General features: G+C 72.8%; 13 protein-coding genes and 1 pseudogene. 8 read left to right on the forward strand and 6 right to left on the reverse strand.

Annotation, left to right across the window (positions count from 1 at the left end; translation table 11 throughout):
* Positions 1–138: 138 nt before the first annotated feature.
* Positions 139–1,404 carry a YncE family protein gene (locus K1J60_RS02330; RefSeq protein WP_220644669.1) on the forward strand — a complete coding sequence of 422 codons (1,266 nt, stop codon included), beginning with the start codon at positions 139–141 and terminating at the stop codon, positions 1,402–1,404.
* On the opposite strand, the gene K1J60_RS02335 is transcribed toward K1J60_RS02330, so the two are convergent.
* Positions 1,397–3,280 (reverse strand): cellulase family glycosylhydrolase, encoded by a 1,884-nt coding sequence (locus K1J60_RS02335; RefSeq protein ID WP_220644670.1) that lies wholly within the window; start codon positions 3,278–3,280, stop codon positions 1,397–1,399. The genes K1J60_RS02330 and K1J60_RS02335 overlap by 8 nt on opposite strands.
* A gap of 316 nt (positions 3,281–3,596) precedes the next feature.
* Here K1J60_RS02335 and K1J60_RS02340 point away from each other — a divergent pair, with 316 nt between their 5' ends.
* The gene (locus K1J60_RS02340; RefSeq protein WP_220644671.1) at positions 3,597–3,836 is read left to right on the forward strand and encodes a hypothetical protein; all 240 of its coding nucleotides are present in this window, start codon (positions 3,597–3,599) and stop codon (positions 3,834–3,836) included.
* Positions 3,837–3,994: 158 nt separating this feature from the next.
* A complete protein-coding gene (locus K1J60_RS02345; protein ID WP_220644672.1) occupies positions 3,995–4,471 on the forward strand; it encodes a hypothetical protein in 477 nt (158 codons plus the stop codon).
* 71 nt (positions 4,472–4,542) lie between these two features.
* Here K1J60_RS02345 and K1J60_RS02350 read toward each other — a convergent pair whose 3' ends face one another.
* Both K1J60_RS02350 and K1J60_RS02355 read right to left on the reverse strand, forming a co-directional pair.
* Positions 4,543–5,046, reverse strand: a complete 504-nt coding sequence (locus K1J60_RS02350) for a hypothetical protein (protein ID WP_220644673.1) — start codon at positions 5,044–5,046, stop codon at positions 4,543–4,545.
* A gap of 72 nt (positions 5,047–5,118) precedes the next feature.
* A complete protein-coding gene (locus K1J60_RS02355; RefSeq protein ID WP_220644674.1) occupies positions 5,119–5,592 on the reverse strand; it encodes a hypothetical protein in 474 nt (157 codons plus the stop codon).
* Positions 5,593–5,917: 325 nt separating this feature from the next.
* Between K1J60_RS02355 and K1J60_RS02360 the strand changes: the two genes are divergently transcribed.
* The gene (locus K1J60_RS02360) at positions 5,918–7,027 is read left to right on the forward strand and encodes an XdhC family protein (protein WP_220644675.1); all 1,110 of its coding nucleotides are present in this window, start codon (positions 5,918–5,920) and stop codon (positions 7,025–7,027) included.
* Positions 7,028–7,051: 24 nt separating this feature from the next.
* Here K1J60_RS02360 and K1J60_RS02365 read toward each other — a convergent pair whose 3' ends face one another.
* Both K1J60_RS02365 and K1J60_RS02370 read right to left on the reverse strand, forming a co-directional pair.
* The gene (locus K1J60_RS02365; protein ID WP_220644676.1) at positions 7,052–7,555 is read right to left on the reverse strand and encodes a metallophosphoesterase family protein; all 504 of its coding nucleotides are present in this window, start codon (positions 7,553–7,555) and stop codon (positions 7,052–7,054) included.
* A 12-nt stretch (positions 7,556–7,567) separates the two neighbouring features.
* Positions 7,568–10,114 (reverse strand): SpoIIE family protein phosphatase, encoded by a 2,547-nt coding sequence (locus tag K1J60_RS02370; RefSeq protein ID WP_259407521.1) that lies wholly within the window; start codon positions 10,112–10,114, stop codon positions 7,568–7,570.
* 262 nt (positions 10,115–10,376) lie between these two features.
* Between K1J60_RS02370 and lanKC the strand changes: the two genes are divergently transcribed.
* The 4 genes from lanKC to K1J60_RS46820 all read left to right on the forward strand — a co-directional run bounded on the left by lanKC (position 10,377) and on the right by K1J60_RS46820 (position 17,481).
* Positions 10,377–13,154 carry a class III lanthionine synthetase LanKC gene (gene lanKC / locus K1J60_RS02375; protein WP_220644677.1) on the forward strand — a complete coding sequence of 926 codons (2,778 nt, stop codon included), beginning with the start codon at positions 10,377–10,379 and terminating at the stop codon, positions 13,152–13,154.
* Between the two features lie 89 nt (positions 13,155–13,243).
* Complete coding sequence (locus K1J60_RS02380; protein ID WP_005483995.1) at positions 13,244–13,360, forward strand: SapB/AmfS family lanthipeptide; 117 nt, start codon at positions 13,244–13,246, stop codon at positions 13,358–13,360.
* Positions 13,361–13,702: 342 nt separating this feature from the next.
* Positions 13,703–15,502, forward strand: a complete 1,800-nt coding sequence (locus K1J60_RS02385) for an ABC transporter ATP-binding protein (protein WP_220644678.1) — start codon at positions 13,703–13,705, stop codon at positions 15,500–15,502.
* On the forward strand, positions 15,499–17,481 hold the full coding sequence (locus K1J60_RS46820; RefSeq protein WP_317619690.1) for an ABC transporter ATP-binding protein: 1,983 nt from the start codon (positions 15,499–15,501) through the stop codon (positions 17,479–17,481). Before K1J60_RS02385 ends, K1J60_RS46820 begins: the two co-directional genes overlap by 4 nt.
* On the opposite strand, the pseudogene K1J60_RS02395 reads toward K1J60_RS46820, so the two are convergent.
* Positions 17,404–18,018 (reverse strand): annotated as a pseudogene (locus K1J60_RS02395) (LuxR C-terminal-related transcriptional regulator); the annotation flags it as partial. The gene K1J60_RS46820 and the pseudogene K1J60_RS02395 overlap by 78 nt on opposite strands.
* Positions 18,019–18,100 lie beyond the last annotated feature (82 nt).

The raw sequence follows: 18,100 nt of genomic DNA on the forward strand, positions 1-18,100 counted from the left end.
GTAGGACGGCCGATGGGGCCGTCGCTCGATTTTGTCGTGTCCCTGGTCTTGTGGTGAAGCCGGACCGTTCCTTACTTTCCAGTAAGTCTGCTCTGAACACAGGTGTGTTCAGACTCCGCCCGCGCAGGAGGATCCGACATGCCCCTCTCCCCCACCCGCCGCAGCCGCAGGAACCGGCATCTCGGTGCCGTCGGCGTCGCCCTCGCGCTGACCGCCTCCGCCGCGGCGACCGCGACCCCGGCGAACGCCGCTGCCGACCTGCGGGAGGTGATGTTCGTGGGCAACAACTGGGAGGGCACCGCGGACGTCATCAAGTCCTCCGGCGACTTCGCGAAGATCGGCCGGGTCAACGTCATCCCCGACAAGGACGCGCGGATGGCGGAGATCAACGCCGATCCGATCCGCTGGATCGCGTTCATGACGATCCGCAACAGCGTGGGCGAGGGCCACGACCAGTTCGTGGACGACATGTACTCCACACCGGACGGCTCGTCGATGGTGGTCTCCCGGCCGAGCTTCGCCGACGTGGTCTCCATCGACGTCAGGACCGGCGCCATCAACTGGCGCTTCGCGGTGTCGGGTTACCGCGCCGACCACATGGCGGTCTCCCCCGACGGCAAGCGCGTGGCGGTGTCCGCGTCGACCGGCAACACCGTGCACGTCCTGGACATCGTCACCGGCAAGCAGGTCGGTTCGTTCAAGACCGGCGACAAGCCGCACGAGAACATCTTCACCAAGGACGGCAAGTACATCTGGAACATGGCGATCGGTGATGTGAACACCCAGACCGACGCGCCCTGGCTGGACTGGACGAAGGGTGACCGGAAGATCACCGTCGCCGACGCGAACACCTTCCAGCAGGTCAAGGTGATCGACATGCGGGAGCGGCTCAACGCGATCGGGCTGAGCGACTACTCGGACGCGGTCCGTCCCGCCGCGTTCTCGCCCGACGAGACGAAGCTGTACTTCCAGGTGTCGTTCTTCAACGGCTTCTTCGAGTACGACATCGCCACCGACAAGATCACCCGCACCAAGACCCTGCCGAAGTCCCCCGGGGTCAGCGACGACCGCACCACCTTCGTCAACGACTCCCGCCACCACGGTCTGACCATGAAGCCGGACGGCACCAAGCTGTGCATCGCGGGCACGATGGACGACTACGCGACCGTCGTGGACCGCGCGACCCTCCAGGAGGGCCCGCTCGTCCCCGTCTCCAAGCCGTACTGGTCGACCGTCAGCGGTGACGGCAAGTCCTGTGTGGTCTCCGAGAGCGGCGCCGACCAGGTCACCGCGATCGACTTCGCCACCGGGAAGAAGACCGTGTCCGTCGCAGTCGGCGACCACCCCCAGCGGGTGCGGGTGGCGAAGGTGCCCGCCGACTGGACCGGACCCTCGGCTAACTGAACCTGGTGGTCAGCCAGTTGGACAGCTCCGTCCGTGCCGCGCTCAGCTGCGTGGCGGACGGGGCTGTCGCGCCGTTGGTGACCAGGGCGTAGTGCAGCTTGCCCGTGTCGGCGGCGGTGAGGAGCAGGCGACGGCTGCCGGTGCCGCCCGGTTCCTTGGCGGCGGCGACCGGCGTGGACGTGGTGTACGCCGGCGGTGCGGCCGTCACCCCGAGGTCGGACACCACCGTGGTGGACGCGGTGGGGAAGGACGCCGGGAGGTGCAGCTCGGTCGGTTCGGTGCTGCCGTCCGAGCGCCAGACCAACAGGGAGTACTGGCCGGAGCCGACCAACGAGGAGACGTTCGGCAGGGAGCTGGGCACCGGGTTCCAGGTCAGCGTCGTGGAGCCGTCGCGCGAGCGGTCCTCGTAGGTGAAGGCGACCGTCCGGCCCGCGGTGGCGCTCGGGTAGATCCGGTCCAGCATCCGGGCGTCCTGCCGGAGCACGGCCGTTCCGGAGTCGTCGAGCCGTACGGCGGAGAGATCCTCGTCGTTCCAGGCGTCGCCCTCGACCTGCACCTTGTCGGGGTTGTCGTTCATCAGCTCGTGGTGGCGGCCCCAGTAGATGTCCCACTGCCACTGGGAGCCGGAGAGGACCGGGCCGGAGGCGGTCGGGTTCGACCACCAGTCGACGCCCTTCACCCGGGAGTCGAGCGCCTGGTACATGGCCTTGTAGACCGTGGGCGCCTTGTCGGAGACCGAGCCGCTGAGCGGGTGTCCGAACTCGCTGACGATGGCCGTCGTGCCGCCGGCGGTGGCCCGGTCACGGACGGTACCGAAGTCGTTCACGTACTGGCCGTTCTCCGCCTTGCCCCACATGAAGACGCCGGAGATCGCCTTCTGGTCGTAGAAGTGGGTGTTGAAGACGTAGCGCGGTCCGATGGTGCCCGCGTCGAGGAGTCCGCCCTCCTGCTTCTGGAAGTCGATGTTGGCGTTCCAGAAGAGGTTCGGCTCGACGAACGCCGGCTTGGACTGCCAGCCCGCCGCGTCCATCCGGGCACGGAACTTGACGTAGAACGGCCACAGGACGTTCTTCTCCCACGTCCTGCTGGTCTGCCCGGAGTCGAGGGTCCCGGGGTGCGGCTCGTTCCACGGGTCGAAGCCCACGAGGCCCTGGAACTGGGCGGTCGTGAGATTCGCCTTCAGATACGTCATCGTCTTCTGCGCGGTGTCCAGGAAGGAGTCCTGGAGCCCGTAGGTGTTGTGCCAGAAGTCGTACGTCGCCTCCGTCACGGCCGCGTTGGAGGTGATGTTCTGGCCCCAGAACGGGCAGATGCCGCAGTACTCGTCGGGGTAGTCGCCGAGGTCGACGGCCCACTTGGGGGCGCCGTCGCCGGTGTACCAGCTGTCGGAGTCGAACAGCCAGCGGGAGTACAGGTCCTGGTGGAAGTCGGGGTAGACCTTGATCCCGGCGTCCAGGAACGCGCCCATCTGGGCGGTGGCCGCCGCGAGGTAGGAGGTGCTCACCTGCCCGCGCACCGGTTCCGCGTACGCCCAGGAGAGCAGGAAGCGGACGGAGTTGCCGCCGCCGAGCGCCCTGAGCGCGGTCGCCGACTTCTTCGCGTCGGCGACCGACGCGAAGGGCAGACCGTTGTTCTCCTTGAGTTTCGTCTCACCCGAGACGTTGTAGCCGCGCAGGACGACCTCGCGGCCGAGGCCGTCCTTGAAGGTTCCGCCGTCGACCGTGAGGGTGGCCGCGGCCTGGGCGTCGAACCAGAGTTCGTCAGTGAGAGCGGAGGCGGGCTGGGTGGAGCCCGCCGTGGTCAGGAAGCCGGTGAGGAGTACCAGAACACCGAGCAGACGAGTGCGCAATCTTGACATGTCCGCCACATTCGACATGTGCACTACCGTCCCAATGGGCAGGCGAGCCGTCAATAGCAACTGACGCACGAGTAAGTACCCATTTTCGCAAGACAGTTCACTTTTCACGGCCGATTCTTTGCCCTCGCGCGACCACGCCGGGGCTCGCCGCCGACCGCCGGGGCGACCGGGCCGCACGGGGGACGCCGCCGACCGCGGCCCTGCGGAATTCAGCCGATGTTCACCCGAACGTCACCACGAAGGGCCCTGCCGACGGAACCGGCCTATGGTTGAGCGCAGTTTGAGCCGATTTGTTCCGTACTCCGTCCGGCACACCTGAAAGGCGGTACGAGCGGTGGACAGCTCTTTTCGCGGGCTCCGCGAACACAAGCCAGGCACTCGTGACTTCGACCCGAGGAGCGCCCTGCCCCGTCTCGACCGCCTCGGGGCACCGGACGGGGAGAAGCGCTCGGATTCGCGGAACGAGCGCTGCGCGTCGTTGTACGACGCGATACGGGACATGGGCAGGTACGAGGCGGCGGTGGAGGCGGAGAGACGCCGGACGGGCGGTGACGACCTCCTGCCCGGCCCGTGACGAAGTGACGCGAAAGGCCGAGCCGCGTGTGAGGGGCTCGGCGTGACTGACCACCATCGGGCTGGGCTTGCATGGGCACAGAACCGCGGACCGACACTGGCTCGTCCCCCGAGGAGCCCCCGGGACGCACCACGGGGAACAAGTACTTCAAGGAGTTCATGAGGCTTGTGCACGTGAGCCTGCGGAGCTGGTGGTGGGGGGAACCGCTGGCGGCGACGTTCGGCGGTCTCGGGGGCGCCTGGATCGGGCACGACGACGACCTGCCGATGGACGAGGTGCTGGGCGTCGCCGTCTCCATGGTGGGTGTCATCATCGGGTCCGTGTTCGCCGTCCTGGCGATGATCACCCGCGCCTGCGACAACACCTTTCTGCGCAAGGCGAGAAAGGCCCGGCTCCTCCCCATCGTCAACTATCTGTGGCCGTTCTTCACCATCATCGCCATGGGGATCCTGTCCATCGTGTTCCTGCTGCTGATGGCGGGAATCTCCGAGGACGCGCCCACACTGCTGCTCATGACGGTCAGTGCGTCGGCGGGCTTCTGCGTCCTGTGGACACTGGCCGGTCTGCTGCCCGCTCTGGGGGCGCTCATCGTGTTCACCCGCCTCATCGAGAAGACCTCGGGCGTGAACGACTGAGGACGGCCCGGACGGCACCGGTGCGGGGACGCGCGCATCACGTCTCCCGCACCGGTGGGGTCAGCCTCGCGTCACTCGTCGACGTTCAGCACGATGTGGGTCCGGTGACCGTCCAGCGTGATGTAGCCGTCTCCGTAGGCGGAGCGGTAATGCCCGGTGCCGCCGACGATGGCCGTCTTGGCCGTGACCGGCTGCAGCGGCCGGTAGTCGACCATGTCGCTGAGGGTCAGCGTGCCCTTCTTCAGGCGCAGCACGCGGGTGCACTGCGCGGTGACCGCCTGGGCCCGGCTCTGCACCACGTCGCACTCCGACTCGCCGTCACCGGCGTGGCGCAGCTCCGTCTTCCCGGTCTTCTTGACCTTGTGCTTGGTGTACAGGTCCAGCGGGGTGGTCCAGGTACCGCCCACCACACCGTCCAGGGACGGCCAGGTGGCGACCCGGTTGACGCCGACGAGCTCGACCTTCTCGATGTCGTTGTCCTGGTCCTTCTGCTCGGCCTGCGCCGACGTCGGAAGAAGGGCGAGGGTGGTGCCTAGGGCGGTCACGACCACCCTGCGGACAGCCGATGTGATCACAGAACCTCCAGTTCGGACGGGGTGCACTCGGACGGCGGAACGGCCGACGTGCCGTCGGCGCGTGTGTGCCGGTCAGTCATCGACGTAGAGGTCGAAGACGATGCGCTTGCGCTCCAAGGTGATGTAGCCCTCGCCCTCGGCGTCGTTGTAGATGCCCGTGCCGCCCGCGATGGAGGTCTTGGCGGTGACGGGCTTGTGACCCGTGCGGCTGATCATGTCGTGGAGGGTGATCTCCCCGCCCTTGAGGCGCAGCACCCGCGTGCACTGGGCGGTGAACCGGTGGTGGTCCGCTTCGACGACGGTGCAGCGCGAGCCGCCGTCGCCGACGTACTTGCCCTTCGGGTCGTGCAGGTGCAGGTACGTGGTCCAGCTGTCGCCCGGCGCGGTGTGTTCCGGGGCGGTGTCGTACGCGGCATGACCGACGAGCTTGACCCGCACGACGTCCTCGTCCCCGACGTCCGCCGCGGCCGGCGCGGCGAGCGACATGGTGAGAGCTGCGGCCAGGGTGCCGAGGGTCACGGCGCCGCGGGCAGTGGCTGAGGGCATGCATCCTCCCAGGTGGGTGACTGTGGGTGTTCGGAATCAGGAACATGGTCATTTCATGTACCGGGGGCCCGCATGGCAACGCGCCTTGCGCGGCGGGCGGCGCAGGCCACCCGAACAGGGGCGCGGACGGTCGTCCTCCTGGGCGTCCGGGCACCCGATCGGCCCCCTTCACGCGTGTGCACGTCGGCAGGGGGCGACCCGTCGGTGTGCCGTACCCCGGCCCTCGTACTTGGATGGAGGGGGAGCCCCCCGGGGCCGCGGTCCCCGGCACATCCACGGTCCGGCCCGCTCGGGCGTCCGGCGGTGGTGGCGAGAGGAGCGGACGATGCGTGAGATCCTCCCGGCGCTCGGCGAGTGGTACGCGGCGGGCTCCCCCTTCGGCCTCGCCACCGTCGTCGCGGTCAGCCGGAGCGCGCCGCGCGGGCCGGGGGCGGCCATGGCGGTCGGGCCCGGGGACGAGGTCGTGGGCAGCGTCTCCGGCGGCTGTGTGGAGGGCGCGGTGTTCGAGCTGGCCCAGGAGGTCGTGGCGTCCGGCGAGGCACGGTCGGCGACCTTCGGCTACAGCGACGACGACGCGTTCGCGGTGGGGCTGAGCTGCGGCGGGGAGATCACGCTCCTGGTGCGCCGGGTGACGGCGACCGAGGATCCGTCGTTCGGGCAGGTCGTCGAGACGGTGGGCGCCGGGCTTCCGGTGACGGTGGCGACCGTGGTCGACGGCCCCGGACGGCGCGGTGCCACGCTGGCGGTGTGGCCGGACCGGACCCGCGGCTCCCTCGGTACGGAGGGCCTGGACGCCGCGGTCGCGGCCGACGCGCGCGGGGAGCTGGCCCAGGGGGTCACCGGAGCGCGGCACTACGGCCCGCACGGCGAGCGGCGCGAGGACTCGGTCACCGTCTTCCTGCACTCCTTCGCGCCGCCGCCCCGCATGCTGGTCTTCGGCGCGATCGACTACGCGGCGGCGGTGGCCCGTATCGGCGACTTCCTCGGGTACCGGGTCACCGTGTGTGACGCCCGCCCGGTCTTCGCCACCCCGAAACGTTTTCCCCCCACCGTCGAGGTGGTCGTCGACTGGCCGCACCGCTATCTGCGCGGCACCGCCACCGACGAGCGCACCGTCGTCTGCGTCCTCACCCACGACCCCAAGTTCGACGTGCCGCTCCTGGAGGAGGCGTTGCGCCGGCCGGCGGCGTACGTCGGGGCTATGGGGAGCCGCCGGACGCACGAGGACCGCACCCGGCGGCTGCGGGAGGCCGGGCTCGGCCCGGGCGAACTGTCCCGGCTGCGCTCTCCCGTCGGCCTGGACCTCGGTGCCCGTACACCGGAGGAGGTGGCCGTGTCCGTCGCGGCGGAGATCGTCGCGCTGAGGTGGGGCGGCAGCGGGGTGCCGCTGACCGCGACGACCGGGCTGATCCATCCGCCGACCCCGCCCCGGTGAGCGGGGCGGCGGCGCGTCCCCCGCTCAGGTCCTGGGCGGCAGTCGGTGCAGGTGGACCTCCGTCAGCACGCCGTCCGCGACCGTCGCCGTCATGTAGGTGCAGTGGGGCCGGCGGCGGCGGTCGGTCGGGGAGCCGGGGTTGAGCAGGCGCAGGCCGGTGGACGTGGTCGTGTCCCACGGGATGTGGCTGTGGCCGAAGACCAGGACGTCGGTGTCGGGGAAGCGGGCGGCGCAGCGGGATTCGCGGCCCTGGGCGGGGCCGGTCTCGTGGACGACGGCCAGGCGCAGCCCGCCCGGTTCGGCACGGGCCACCTCGGGCAGACGGGCGCGCAGCCCGGGGCCGTCGTTGTTGCCGTACACGGCGATCAGCCGCCGTGAGCGGGCCTGGAGGAGGTCGAGGGTGGCCTCGTCCACCCAGTCGCCGGCGTGCACGACCACGTCGGCGTGCGGCAGTTCCGCGAGGAGCGGCGCGGGCAGTGCTTTGGCGCGCTTGGGCAGGTGGGTGTCGGAGAGGAGCAACAGGCGCACCCGGCCAGCGTGTCACTCGATGGGGATCTCCGCCCACACCTGCTTCCCGCCGCTGACCGGGACCGTGCCCCACGCGGAGGACATGGCCTCGACGAGCAGGATGCCGCGGCCGCCGGTGGCCTCCCAGCCGATGACGGTGGGTTTCACCGGGGTGCGTGGGGAGGAGTCGGCGACGGAGACACGCAGGCGGTCGGCGAGCAGGGTGAGGTCGAGGCGGACCCGGCCGTCGGTGTGCACGAGGGCGTTGGTGACCAGCTCGGACACCACGAGGAGCACGCTGTCGGACACGGAGTCGGCGCCCCAGCGGCGCAGGACGCGCCGGGTGTAGCGGCGGGCCTGCCCGACCGCCTGGGGGACGCGCCACACGCTCCAGTTCTCGCGCTGGGGGCGCAGCGCCATGCCGTCGTAGCGGATGAGGAGCAGGGCCACGTCGTCGTCACGGTTGGCGCCGCCGAGCAGGGTGTCGGCGACCACGCCGAGGTGCGCGGGGTCGGCGGCGGACAGTTCGGCGGCGAGTTGGTCGAGCCCGTCCTCGACGTCGATGTCCGCGGACTCCACCAGGCCGTCGGTGGTGAGGGCCAGCACGGTGCCGGGGGTCAGTCGCAGGGGGCTCATCGGGAAGTCGGCCTGCATCACGACGCCGAGCGGCGGGCCGCCCTCGGACTCGCTGATCTCGGTGCTGCCGTTCGGGTGACGCAGCACGGGAGGGATGTGGCCGGCGCGGACGTACCAGGCGGAGCCCTCCTCCATGTCGATGTCGACATAGCAGCAGGTGGCGAAGAGGTCGGTCTCCATGTCCATGAGGAGCCGGTTGGCGTGCGAGACGACGACGTCCGGGGGGTGCCCCTCCACGGCGTACGCACGCAGCGCGGTGCGCATCTGACCCATCAGGGTGGCGGCTCCGGCGTTGTGGCCCTGGACGTCGCCGATGACGAGGGCCACGTGGTTGTCGGGCAGCGGGATCACGTCGTACCAGTCGCCGCCGACCTCCAGACCGGCGGTGGTGGGCAGATAGCGGGCCACGGCGACCGCGCCGGGCAGCTGGGGCAGCCGCCGCGGGAGCAGGGTGCGCTGGAGCATGCCCACGAGTTCGTGCTCGGCGTCGAAGGCGTGGGCCCGCATCAGCGCCTGCCCGGCCAGGCCCGAGGCGGCGGTGAGCAGGGCACGTTCCTCGGGACCGAAGTCGTGGGGGCTGTCCCAGCCGATCAGGCACGCCCCCGCCATGCGGCCGCCGGCGGGCAGCGGGAGGACGGCGAGGCCGCCGGGGCCGACGTCGGCCAGGGCCGGCTCCAGATGGGCTCCGGCGGGCCAGATCCCGGCGCGTCCCTCGCGCAGGGCGGTGGCGAGGGTCGGCATGGTGCGCACCGGCGCGTCCGGCCACTCGGAGCGCCATTCGGAGCGCCACACCTCGGGCCAGACCTCCGGCTGCGGCGGATCGAGGACGGTGACGACCAGGCGGTCGCCCTCCAGCTCGGCGAGGGCGATCCGGTCGGCCCGCAGCGGTTTGCGCAGGGCGGTCACCACGGCCTGGCTGACGTCCCGGACGGTGCCGGCGGTGGCCAGGGCGGCGGCGAGGCGCTGGATGCGGGCCACGTCGCCGCGACCGGTGCGCAGGGTGGAGGCGTCGGCGACGGTGCCGACGAGACGGGCGGGCCGGTTCTCCCCGCCGGGCAGGATCCGGCCGCGCAGCCGGAGCCACCTCTGCTCGCCGGACGGCTGCAGGATGCGGAACTCCAGCTCCCGGTCGCCGATGGACATGTGGTCCGCCTCCACGACGGACATCAGCGCCGGCAGGTCCTCGGGCACGGTCAGCGCGATCAGCGTCTCGACCCGGCCGTCGAAGTCGTCCTGGCCGATGCCGAACAGCTCCAGCAGCGCGTCGTCGACCTCGACCCGCCCGGAGTCCATGGCGAGGTCGAACGAGGCTCCGAACCCGGCGGGCGGGGCGGGGGCGGCACCGGCGGCCGCCTCGGCGAGCAGGTCGAGGCAGTGCCGGTCCTCGGCGTCGAAGGCGTCCGTACCGTCGCCGACGGCCACGAGACAGCCGCGCTCGCGCAGCGGCAGCACGCCCAGGGAGAAGCTTTCGGCCCGGACACGGCGGATGTCGGCGTCCTCGGGGGGACCGGCGCCCTCCTGGACGTCGCCGACAGGGTGGTCGGCGGCGACCGGGTGGGCGTCTGCGCCAGGGTGGGCGTCTGCGCCAGGGTGGTCGGCGGCGACCGGGTGGGCGTCTGCGTCCTCGTGCAGGTCGGTGGAGACGAGCCAGCTCGGTCGGCCCGAACGGCACGTCTCGGCCACGGGAGCGGTGCCCGCGGCCGGGTAGCTGTCGGAGAGCCCGTACAGGTTCCTCGGCACGCCGGCGGACGCGGTGAGGGACAGCGCCTGCCCCTCACCGTCCGGGAGGTACACGGCCGCGACGGTCGCACTGGTGAACACGAGCACCTGTTCGAGGATGGCGTGCAGCCGCTCGTACGGATCGAGATCGCCGCCGAGCGTCTTGAGCGCGAGTTCGGCGCGCAGCGTCCTCGTTCCTGGTTCCGCAGCGCCCTCACTGACCACGTCCGCAATTACAGCGCTTCCGGCACGCTCGCGCAGCCCCTGGGACCGTTCCGCGAGGCCGGGGCCCTGCCGCGGGGAGCCGCAGGACTCGAAAAAGACCGAACAGATCTTTACGCGTGCGTTCCGCACGGTGGTCGCGTGACAGCCGTGACGGGTCAGTGGTGACAGCCGTGACTGTCGGGCCCCGGGGCGGGCTGGAAGGCTCGTCCTCACCCGGCCCAGGGGGCGACGGCGGTGACGGCACACGACCCGGGGGACGCGCATGGACAAGCGGTACGAGGCTTACGCGCTGGCCGACCGACACTTCTACGAGACACCGGACCTATTGGCCGGTGACGGCGCCGACGCGGCGTCGCCGGGCTACGAGACGGCCGGGCGCGCGGTCCCCGGGGGCTGGCGGTCCGCCCGGATCGGGGACTGGCTGACGCTGACCCCGGTCGACGACGGCGGGCGGCCCCGTCCCGGACCCACCCAGGGATGGAAAGTGCACGCCTCGGCCACCCGGGCGAACGCGGACCGCGTCGCGGCGATCGTGTGGGACTACTGCGTGCCCCGGCGGATCCCGTTCAAGTTCGTGCCGGGCCCGCACCTGCTCCATCTGCGCAACGCGAAGTACGCGGCACGTGACACCAGCGGCAAGTTCGTGACGGTCTACCCGGCCGACGAGGAGCAGCTGCACCTCGTCCTGCGCGAGCTGGGAGCGCTCCTGGAGGGCTTCGACGGGCCGTACATCCTCACCGACCTGCGCTGGAACGACGGGCCGCTGTACGTCCGCTACGGCGCCTTCGCCCGCTCCTTCGTCGTCGACGAGCGCGGCACGCTCGTCCCGGCCGTCCGCGACGGCGCCGGCACCCTGGTGCCGGACCAGCGCAGGCCCACCTTCCATGTGCCCGACTGGGTGACCCTGCCCGCCTTCCTGGAGCCGCAGCTGGCGGCACGCAACACGACCACGGTCGGCGAGCTGCCGTACCGCATCGAGAAGGCGCTGCACTTCTCCAACGGCGGCGGGGTGTACGTCGGCACCGACACCCGCGACGGCCGCCGGGTGGTGCTCAAGGAGGGGCGCCCGCACGCGGGGCTGGCCGCCGACGGGGCCGACGCGGTCACCCGGCTGGAGCGGGAGAAGGCCGCGCTCGAGCGGCTCGCCGGCCTGGGGGTGGTGCCCGAGGTGCGTGACTGGTTCACCCTGGGCGACCACCGCTTCCTGGTCATGGACTTCGTCGAGGGCCGCCCGCTCAACTCGTACGTCGCCGAGCGGCACCCGCTGCTCGCCCCGGACCCCGGACCGGACGCGGTCGCCGCGTACACGGCCTGGGCGTTGCACGTCCACCGGGCCGTCGAGGAGGCGGTCGAGGCGGTGCACTCGCGCGGGATCGTCTTCAACGACCTGCACGTCTTCAACATCATGGTCGCGCCGGACGAGCGCTCGGTGTCGCTGCTGGACTTCGAGGCGGCGGCGCCCGCCGAGGAGAACGGCCGTCAGGTCGTCGCCCACCCCGGCTTCCTCGCGCCCTGGGACCGCACCGGCCGCGACGTCGACCGCTACGCCCTCGCGTGTCTGCGCCTCGCACTGTTCCTGCCGGTCACCTCGCTGCTGGTGGTGGAACGGGAGAAGGCCGCACATCTGGCGGCGGTGATCGCGGAGCAGTTCCCGCAGGTGCCGCCCGCGTTCCTGGACGAGGCGGTGGCCGAGATCTCCCGCAGCGGCGGGGGCGCGGAGCGGGCAACGGACGACGGGGCCCAGGAGCGGGCACCCGCACGAGTGGCGCGGACCCGGGCACCCGCGGCCGGGGCGGGTGTCGTGGAGGCCGGCTGGTCCCTCGCCGAGCCCGGCGACTGGCCCTACAGCCGTGACTCCATGGTCAAGGCGATCCTGGCCTCCGCGACGCCGGAGCGCGACGACCGGCTCTTCCCCGGCGACGTCGCCCAGTTCTCCGACGGTGGTGGCCTCGGGCTCGCGCACGGCGCGGCGGGGGTCCTGTACGCGCTCGCGGAGGTCGGCGCCGAACGCTACGAGGAGGGCGAGCGCTGGCTGCTCGACCACACCGCCCCGGTGCCGATCGGCACGCCGCTCGGTCTGTACGACGGTCTCGCGGGCGTCGCCCACACCCTGGACCGGCTGGGGCACCGGCAGCGGGCCCTGGACCTGGTCGAGCAGCTCCTCGGCGAGAAGTGGCACAAGCTGTCCTCCGACCTGCGCGGCGGGCTCGCCGGGCTCGGACTGGTCTTCGACGAGCTGGCGCGGACCACCGGTGAGGCCGCGCTGCGCGACCACGCGGCACAGGCGGCCGAGCTCCTCGTGTCCCGTCTCGCCGAGCCCCGCCCGGCACCACCCCGCCGCCGTGCCGGCCTGCTGCGGGGCGCGAGCGGGCCCGCGCTGTTCCTGCTGCGCCGGTACGAGGCGACGGGCGACCGCGCGCTGCTCGACGCGGCGGGCGAGGCGCTGCGGCAGGACCTGGAGTGTCTCGTCGAGCAGAGGAACGGCGGGCTGGCCGTCGACGAGGGGTGGCGCACGATGCCGTACCTCGGCGACGGGAGCGTGGGCGTCGCGATGGTGCTCGACGACCACTTGGCGGCGACCGGAACCACCGCCACCGGCACGGACGGCGGAAGCGACACCGCCACCGCCACCGGCACCGCCACCGCCACCGGCACCGGCACCGGCACCGGCACCGGCCAACTCGCCCCGGGCACGGACGAGTTCGCCCGGGTCCGCGCAGGCGTCCTGACCGCCGCGACCTACCGCTTCTACGCGCAGCCGGGGCTGTTCGAGGGCCGCGCCGGGATGATCCTGCACCTCGCCCGGACGGGTGCCCCGCGCGAGCGGCTGACGGAACAGATCGCCGCCCTCGGCTGGCACTCCATGCCCTACCAGGGACAACTGGCCTTCCCCGGCAACCACTTGATGCGGCTCTCCATGGACCTCGGTACCGGAACGGCCGGGTGCCTGCTGGCACTCGGCGCGGCCCACGCCGCCGCCGACGACGACACCACGGCGCACCTTCCGCTCCTGCCGCCGCCGCGACGGCGGCCCCATTGACGCGGCTGCGCCGCCCGGCGCCAGTCGTGACGCAACACTCCCGTCCCCACCAGGGCCCTTGAGCGGGCCACCGATCGAAAGGAAGCGATATGGCACTTCTCGACCTGCAGACGATGGAAGCCGACGAGACCACCGGCACCGGCGGCCCCAGCTCCCTGAGCGTGCTGTCCTGTGTGAGCGCGGCCAGCATCACGCTCTGCCTCTGACCCGAGCGGGGCGTCCCGGCCACCCGGGACGCCCGTCGGACCCGCACGGCGGCTGAGTCGCGCCGACGGCTCCGGACGGTTCCTCTCCCCTGTCCGGGGAGGGGCCGTCCGGGGCTCATCCATCTGGCCACCCGGCCGCCCCGCTCGACGGCCGTTCGTCCACCTTCACCGGGCCCCATCGAGCCCAGCGGGCCCCTCCGGTCATTCGTCCGGCCGTTCATCCGGCCGTTCATCCGGCCGTTCATCCGGCCGTTCATCCGGCCGTTCATCCGGCCGTTCATCCGGCCGTTCGTCCGGTCCTTCATCCGGCCGTTCATCCGGTCGTCCCACGTCAGGACGGGTATGACGACCCTCACCGAAGGCGCTGCCCACTGCCCGGCGGCAGTCTCCGACCCCCTGCTGCGCGCCACCGTCCGCCACTCCGGCCCCCGCTGCACGGCCCTGGCGCTCGTATCCATGGCCTCGACGGGGGCGAACCTGTCGCTGCCGGTCGCGCTGGGCCGGGCCCTCGACCTGCTGCTGGCCCGCGACCCGGACGGCTCGCGCTGGGTGCTGTGGTGCGCGGCGCTGGTCCTCGCGGTGGCCGTCCTCGACGCGGTCGAGACCGTGCTCGGCGGCACCACGAACGCCCGGGCCACCGCTTGGCTGCGCCACCGTCTGGTCCGGCATGCCCTGGCCGTGGGGCCACGCGCCCTCACCCGGTTCGGCCCGGGAGACCTGGTGGCCCGGCTCGTCGGGAACGCGGCCCAGGCGGGAACGGCCCCCGCGACCGCCGCCGCGCTGCTCGCCGCGCTCGCCGGGCCCCTGGGCGCGGTGGCGGCCCTCGCGTTGATCGACCCGCGGCTCGCGGCGGTCTTCCTGATCGGTGCCCCGCTGCTCGCCCTCGTGCTGCGCGCCCTCGCGCGGGACTCCTCCGACTGCGTGACGCGCTACCAGCGCGCCCAGGGCCGTATCGCGGGCGGCCTGGCCGAGGCCGTCGCCGGGCACCGCACGATCGTGGCCGCCGGCACGGCGGACCGCACCGTCGCCCGCGTCCTGCGTCCCCTGGCCGAACTCTCGGACCAGGGGCACCGCATGTGGCACGTCCAGGGCCGCGCCGCCGCCCGAGCCGCCACCGTGGCCCCGCTCCTGCAACTCGCCGTCGTGGCCACCGCCGGCGTCCTGCTCGCCCGACAGCACCTGTCCGTGGGCGAGTTGCTGGCCGCGTCCCGCTACGCCGTACTGGCCGCGGGCGTCGGCGTCCTGGTCGGGCAGCTCTCGGGCCTGGTCCGCGCGCGGACGGCGGCAGAGCGCCTGGACGAGGTACGGAGCGAGCCCCCGACCACGTACGGCGAACGTGCCCTGCCGCCCGCCGGGACGGGCCGACTGGAGCTGCGCTCCGTGACCGTCCGCCGGGGCGGGCGCACCGTGTTGGACCGCGTCGATCTGGTGGTCCCGGCCGGCGCCACGGTCGCCGTCGTGGGCCGGTCGGGCGCGGGCAAGTCGCTGCTCGCGGCCGTGGCCGGGCGGTTGACGGATCCCGACGACGGAGAGGTACGGCTCGACGGGGTGCCCCTGCCCGAGCTGGACCGCCGGGAGCTGCGCCGGGCGATCGTCCACGCCTTCGAACGCCCGGCCCTGCTGGGTGGGTCGGTGGAGGACACCATCGCCTTCGGCGTCGTCCGCCCCTCCCCCGCCCGCATCCGGGAGGCGGCCCGAGCCGCGCACGCCGACGGCTTCGTCCGCCGCCTCCCCGACGGTTACGCCACTCCCTGCGCCGACGCTCCTCTGTCCGGTGGTGAGGCGCAACGCCTGGGCCTGGCCCGCGCGTTCGCCCGCGACAGTCGTCTCCTGGTGCTCGACGACGCCCTCTCCAGCCTCGACACCCTCACCGAGCACGACATCACCGACGCCCTCCTGCGCCCCACCACCGGTGGCAGCCGCCTGCTCATCGCCCACCGCGTCACCACGGCCGCCCGCGCGGACACGGTGGTGTGGCTGGAGAAGGGGAGGGTGCGGGCGGTGGGGCCGCATACAGAGCTGTGGCGGACGGCGGATTACCGGGAGTTGTTCGGGTCGTGGGCCCCGGTCGGCACGGGCCGGGCGGACGCCGCCCGCGACGGCACCGCGTCGCGGGGCGTGCCGGGCGGAGAGGGCCGATGAAGGGCGGCCGGGGAGGACGACGGCGTGCCGGGGGCGGCCTCCGCCCGCCCGGCCTCCTCCGTCGGGGCCTGCGCTTTCTTCGCGGGCGGGCGCGGGTCGTCGCACGGCTGGTTCTGTGGTCCGTGGTGGAGACGGGACAGACCTTTCTGATGGGGTACGCCCTCGCGCGGGCCCTCGACGACGGGTTCCTCGTGGGGCGGGCCGGGGTCGGGCTGGGGTGGCTCGGGGCCGGTGCGGGGGCGGTGGTGCTGGGGGCGCTGGGCACGTGGCGGGTGTACGGGTGCGTGGCGGGGCTCGTGGAGCCGTTGCGGGACCGGCTGGTGCGCGGGGTGGTCGAACGGGGGGTCCGGGAGGCGGACGGCGGGGCGCTGTCCGGGCTGACCCAGCAGGTGGAGATCGCCCGGGACACCTTCGCCGGACTCGTCATGGTGTCCCGCTCGTTCCTGTTCACCTCCGCCGGGGCGCTCGTCGGACTCTTCTCGCTGGCCCCGCCCCTGCTGCTGGTCGTCGGGCCCCCGCTGCTCGTCGGCGTCGCCCTCTTCCTGGTGACGCTCAGGCCCCTGGCCCGCCGCCAGGAGGGCTTCCTCGTCGCCGACGAGGCCCTCGCCGACCGGCTCGGGGCCGTCTGTCCGGGCTTGCGGGACATCACGGCGGCCGGCGCGGAGGACACGGTCGCCGCCGACACCGGCCGGTGCGTCGACGCCGAACTGCGGGCCGCTCGCTCCCTGGCCCGCTGGGGCGTCGCACGGGTCGCCTCCCTCGCGATCGGTGGCCAACTGCCCGTCGTGCTGCTCCTGGTCACCGCCCCTTGGCTTTTGGACCACGGGGTCACGGCGGGCGCCCTGGTCGGCGCCCTCGCCTACGTCACCCAGTCCCTCCTCCCCGCCCTGCAGAACCTGGTCCACGGCCTGGGCACCAGCGGCTCCCGCCTCGCGGTGGTCCTCCGCCGGCTGGCCCCGGTGCCCGCCCCACCGCCCCCGAAGGACGCCCCCCGGCCCTCGACGCCGACCCCGTCGCCGGCGGATCCCGGCGTCCCAGGCGAGGCCGATGTCCGCGACGCCCTCCCCCGCGCGGCGGCCTCGCACGACGCTCTCCGCCTCGCCTCCGTCACCTTCGCCTACGGTTCCCGCGGCACCCCCGTCCTCGACGGGCTCGACCTGCGCATCCCCCACGGCACGCACCTGGCCGTCGTCGGTCCCAGCGGCGTCGGCAAGTCCACTCTCACCGGGGTCGTCGCGGGTCTCCTGCGCCCCCGGCACGGCACCGTCCACTTGTGTGGCCGCCCGGTACCCGGCGTCACATCCCGCGCACACCGGGTGCTCATCCCGCAGGAGGCGTACGTCTTCGGGGGATCCCTCGAAGAAAACCTCGGCGAGCTACGGCCGAAACCCGTGCCCGAGGACGAGCTGTGGGCCGCCGCGGAGGCCGTGGGGCTCACCGAGGTGATGGTCCGGCTGGGCGGCCCGGCCGCCGAGGTCGACCCGCGCGCGCTGTCCGCCGGGGAACGGCAACTCGTCGCGTTGGGGCGCGCGTATCTGTCGTACGCGTCGGTCGTGATCCTCGACGAGGCGACCTGTCACCTGGACGCGGAGGCGGAGGAACGCGCGGAGCGGGCCTTCGCCCGTCGGCCGGGCACGACCCTCGTGGTCGTCGCGCACCGCGTCAGCTCGGCCCGCCGCGCGGACCGGGTGCTGCTCATGGACGGACGGTCCGCCGCGTACGGGGACCACGACGACCTCATGGCCCGCTCACCGCTCTACCGGGACCTGGTCGGCGCCTGGTCCCCGGTTCCCGTACCGGTCCGCTCCCCCGGCGCCTCAGAGCCATCCCTCCCCCTGCGAGATCCTGATGGCGTCGATCCTGTTGCGCGCCCCCGTCTTACGGGTGATCGCGGCCATGTAGTTGCGCACGGTTCCGTGGGAGAGGTGCAGGCTGCCGGCGATCTCCGCGACGGAGGCTCCCTCGGCAGCCAGGGATAACACGCTCAACTCCCGCCGGGTCAGCGGCATCTCGGCGGCCTTGAGGAAGCCGAAGCCGAGGGAGTCGTCGATGAAACGTCTCCCTCGGGCGACCTCCCGGATCGCGGACACCAGCCGCTGCGGGGAGCCCTCCTTGTCCACGTAGCCGAGGGCACCCGCCTCCGCCGCCCGCTTGAGGAGGCCGGGTCTGCCGGCGTGGGCGAGGACCAGCAGGCCGGGGGCGGGGCCGCCCGTGCCGCGCAGATCGGCGAGCGGCGGGATGCCGACCGCGTCCGCGCAGTCCAGGTCCGCCGCGCAGACCTCGGGCCGCAAGGTCCGCACCCGCCCCGGCGCGACGCGCCAGGACGCGTCGAACACCGCCAGGTCGGGTTCCCGGCAGAGCCACTCCGCCAGCACCGATCTGACCAGACATTCGTCGTGCACGAGAAGTACCCGGATCACGTTCGCCCCTCCGCCTGCCGGCCACCGATGTCCTCCGCTCAGCGCGTGCCCATTGTTGGCGTCCCCGACCATGCCCGGGCGCGAAGAACCAGCCATCGGGGTGCGTGGGGGCGCACTCGCGGCGCCCGTGCGCGCTGCCGCGCATCATCGCGGGGGCATGGCGGGGTCGACAGGGGGT

Origin of the sequence: Streptomyces akebiae (assembly GCF_019599145.1) — a bacterium.
In the GTDB taxonomy this organism is placed as follows: domain Bacteria; phylum Actinomycetota; class Actinomycetes; order Streptomycetales; family Streptomycetaceae; genus Streptomyces; species Streptomyces akebiae.

What these genes read in the sequence shown, in the direction of transcription:
- K1J60_RS02355 (WP_220644674.1), bottom strand. Translation starts at nt 5,592, where the DNA reads ATGCCCTCAGCCACTGCCCGCGGCGCCGTGACCCTCGGCACCCTGGCC.
- K1J60_RS02335 (WP_220644670.1), bottom strand. Translation starts at nt 3,280, where the DNA reads ATGTCGAATGTGGCGGACATGTCAAGATTGCGCACTCGTCTGCTCGGT.
- K1J60_RS02360 (WP_220644675.1), top strand. Translation starts at nt 5,918, where the DNA reads ATGCGTGAGATCCTCCCGGCGCTCGGCGAGTGGTACGCGGCGGGCTCC.
- lanKC (WP_220644677.1), top strand. Translation starts at nt 10,377, where the DNA reads ATGGACAAGCGGTACGAGGCTTACGCGCTGGCCGACCGACACTTCTAC.
- K1J60_RS02385 (WP_220644678.1), top strand. Translation starts at nt 13,703, where the DNA reads ATGACGACCCTCACCGAAGGCGCTGCCCACTGCCCGGCGGCAGTCTCC.
- K1J60_RS02345 (WP_220644672.1), top strand. Translation starts at nt 3,995, where the DNA reads ATGAGGCTTGTGCACGTGAGCCTGCGGAGCTGGTGGTGGGGGGAACCG.
- K1J60_RS46820 (WP_317619690.1), top strand. Translation starts at nt 15,499, where the DNA reads ATGAAGGGCGGCCGGGGAGGACGACGGCGTGCCGGGGGCGGCCTCCGC.
- K1J60_RS02380 (WP_005483995.1), top strand. Translation starts at nt 13,244, where the DNA reads ATGGCACTTCTCGACCTGCAGACGATGGAAGCCGACGAGACCACCGGC.
- K1J60_RS02330 (WP_220644669.1), top strand. Translation starts at nt 139, where the DNA reads ATGCCCCTCTCCCCCACCCGCCGCAGCCGCAGGAACCGGCATCTCGGT.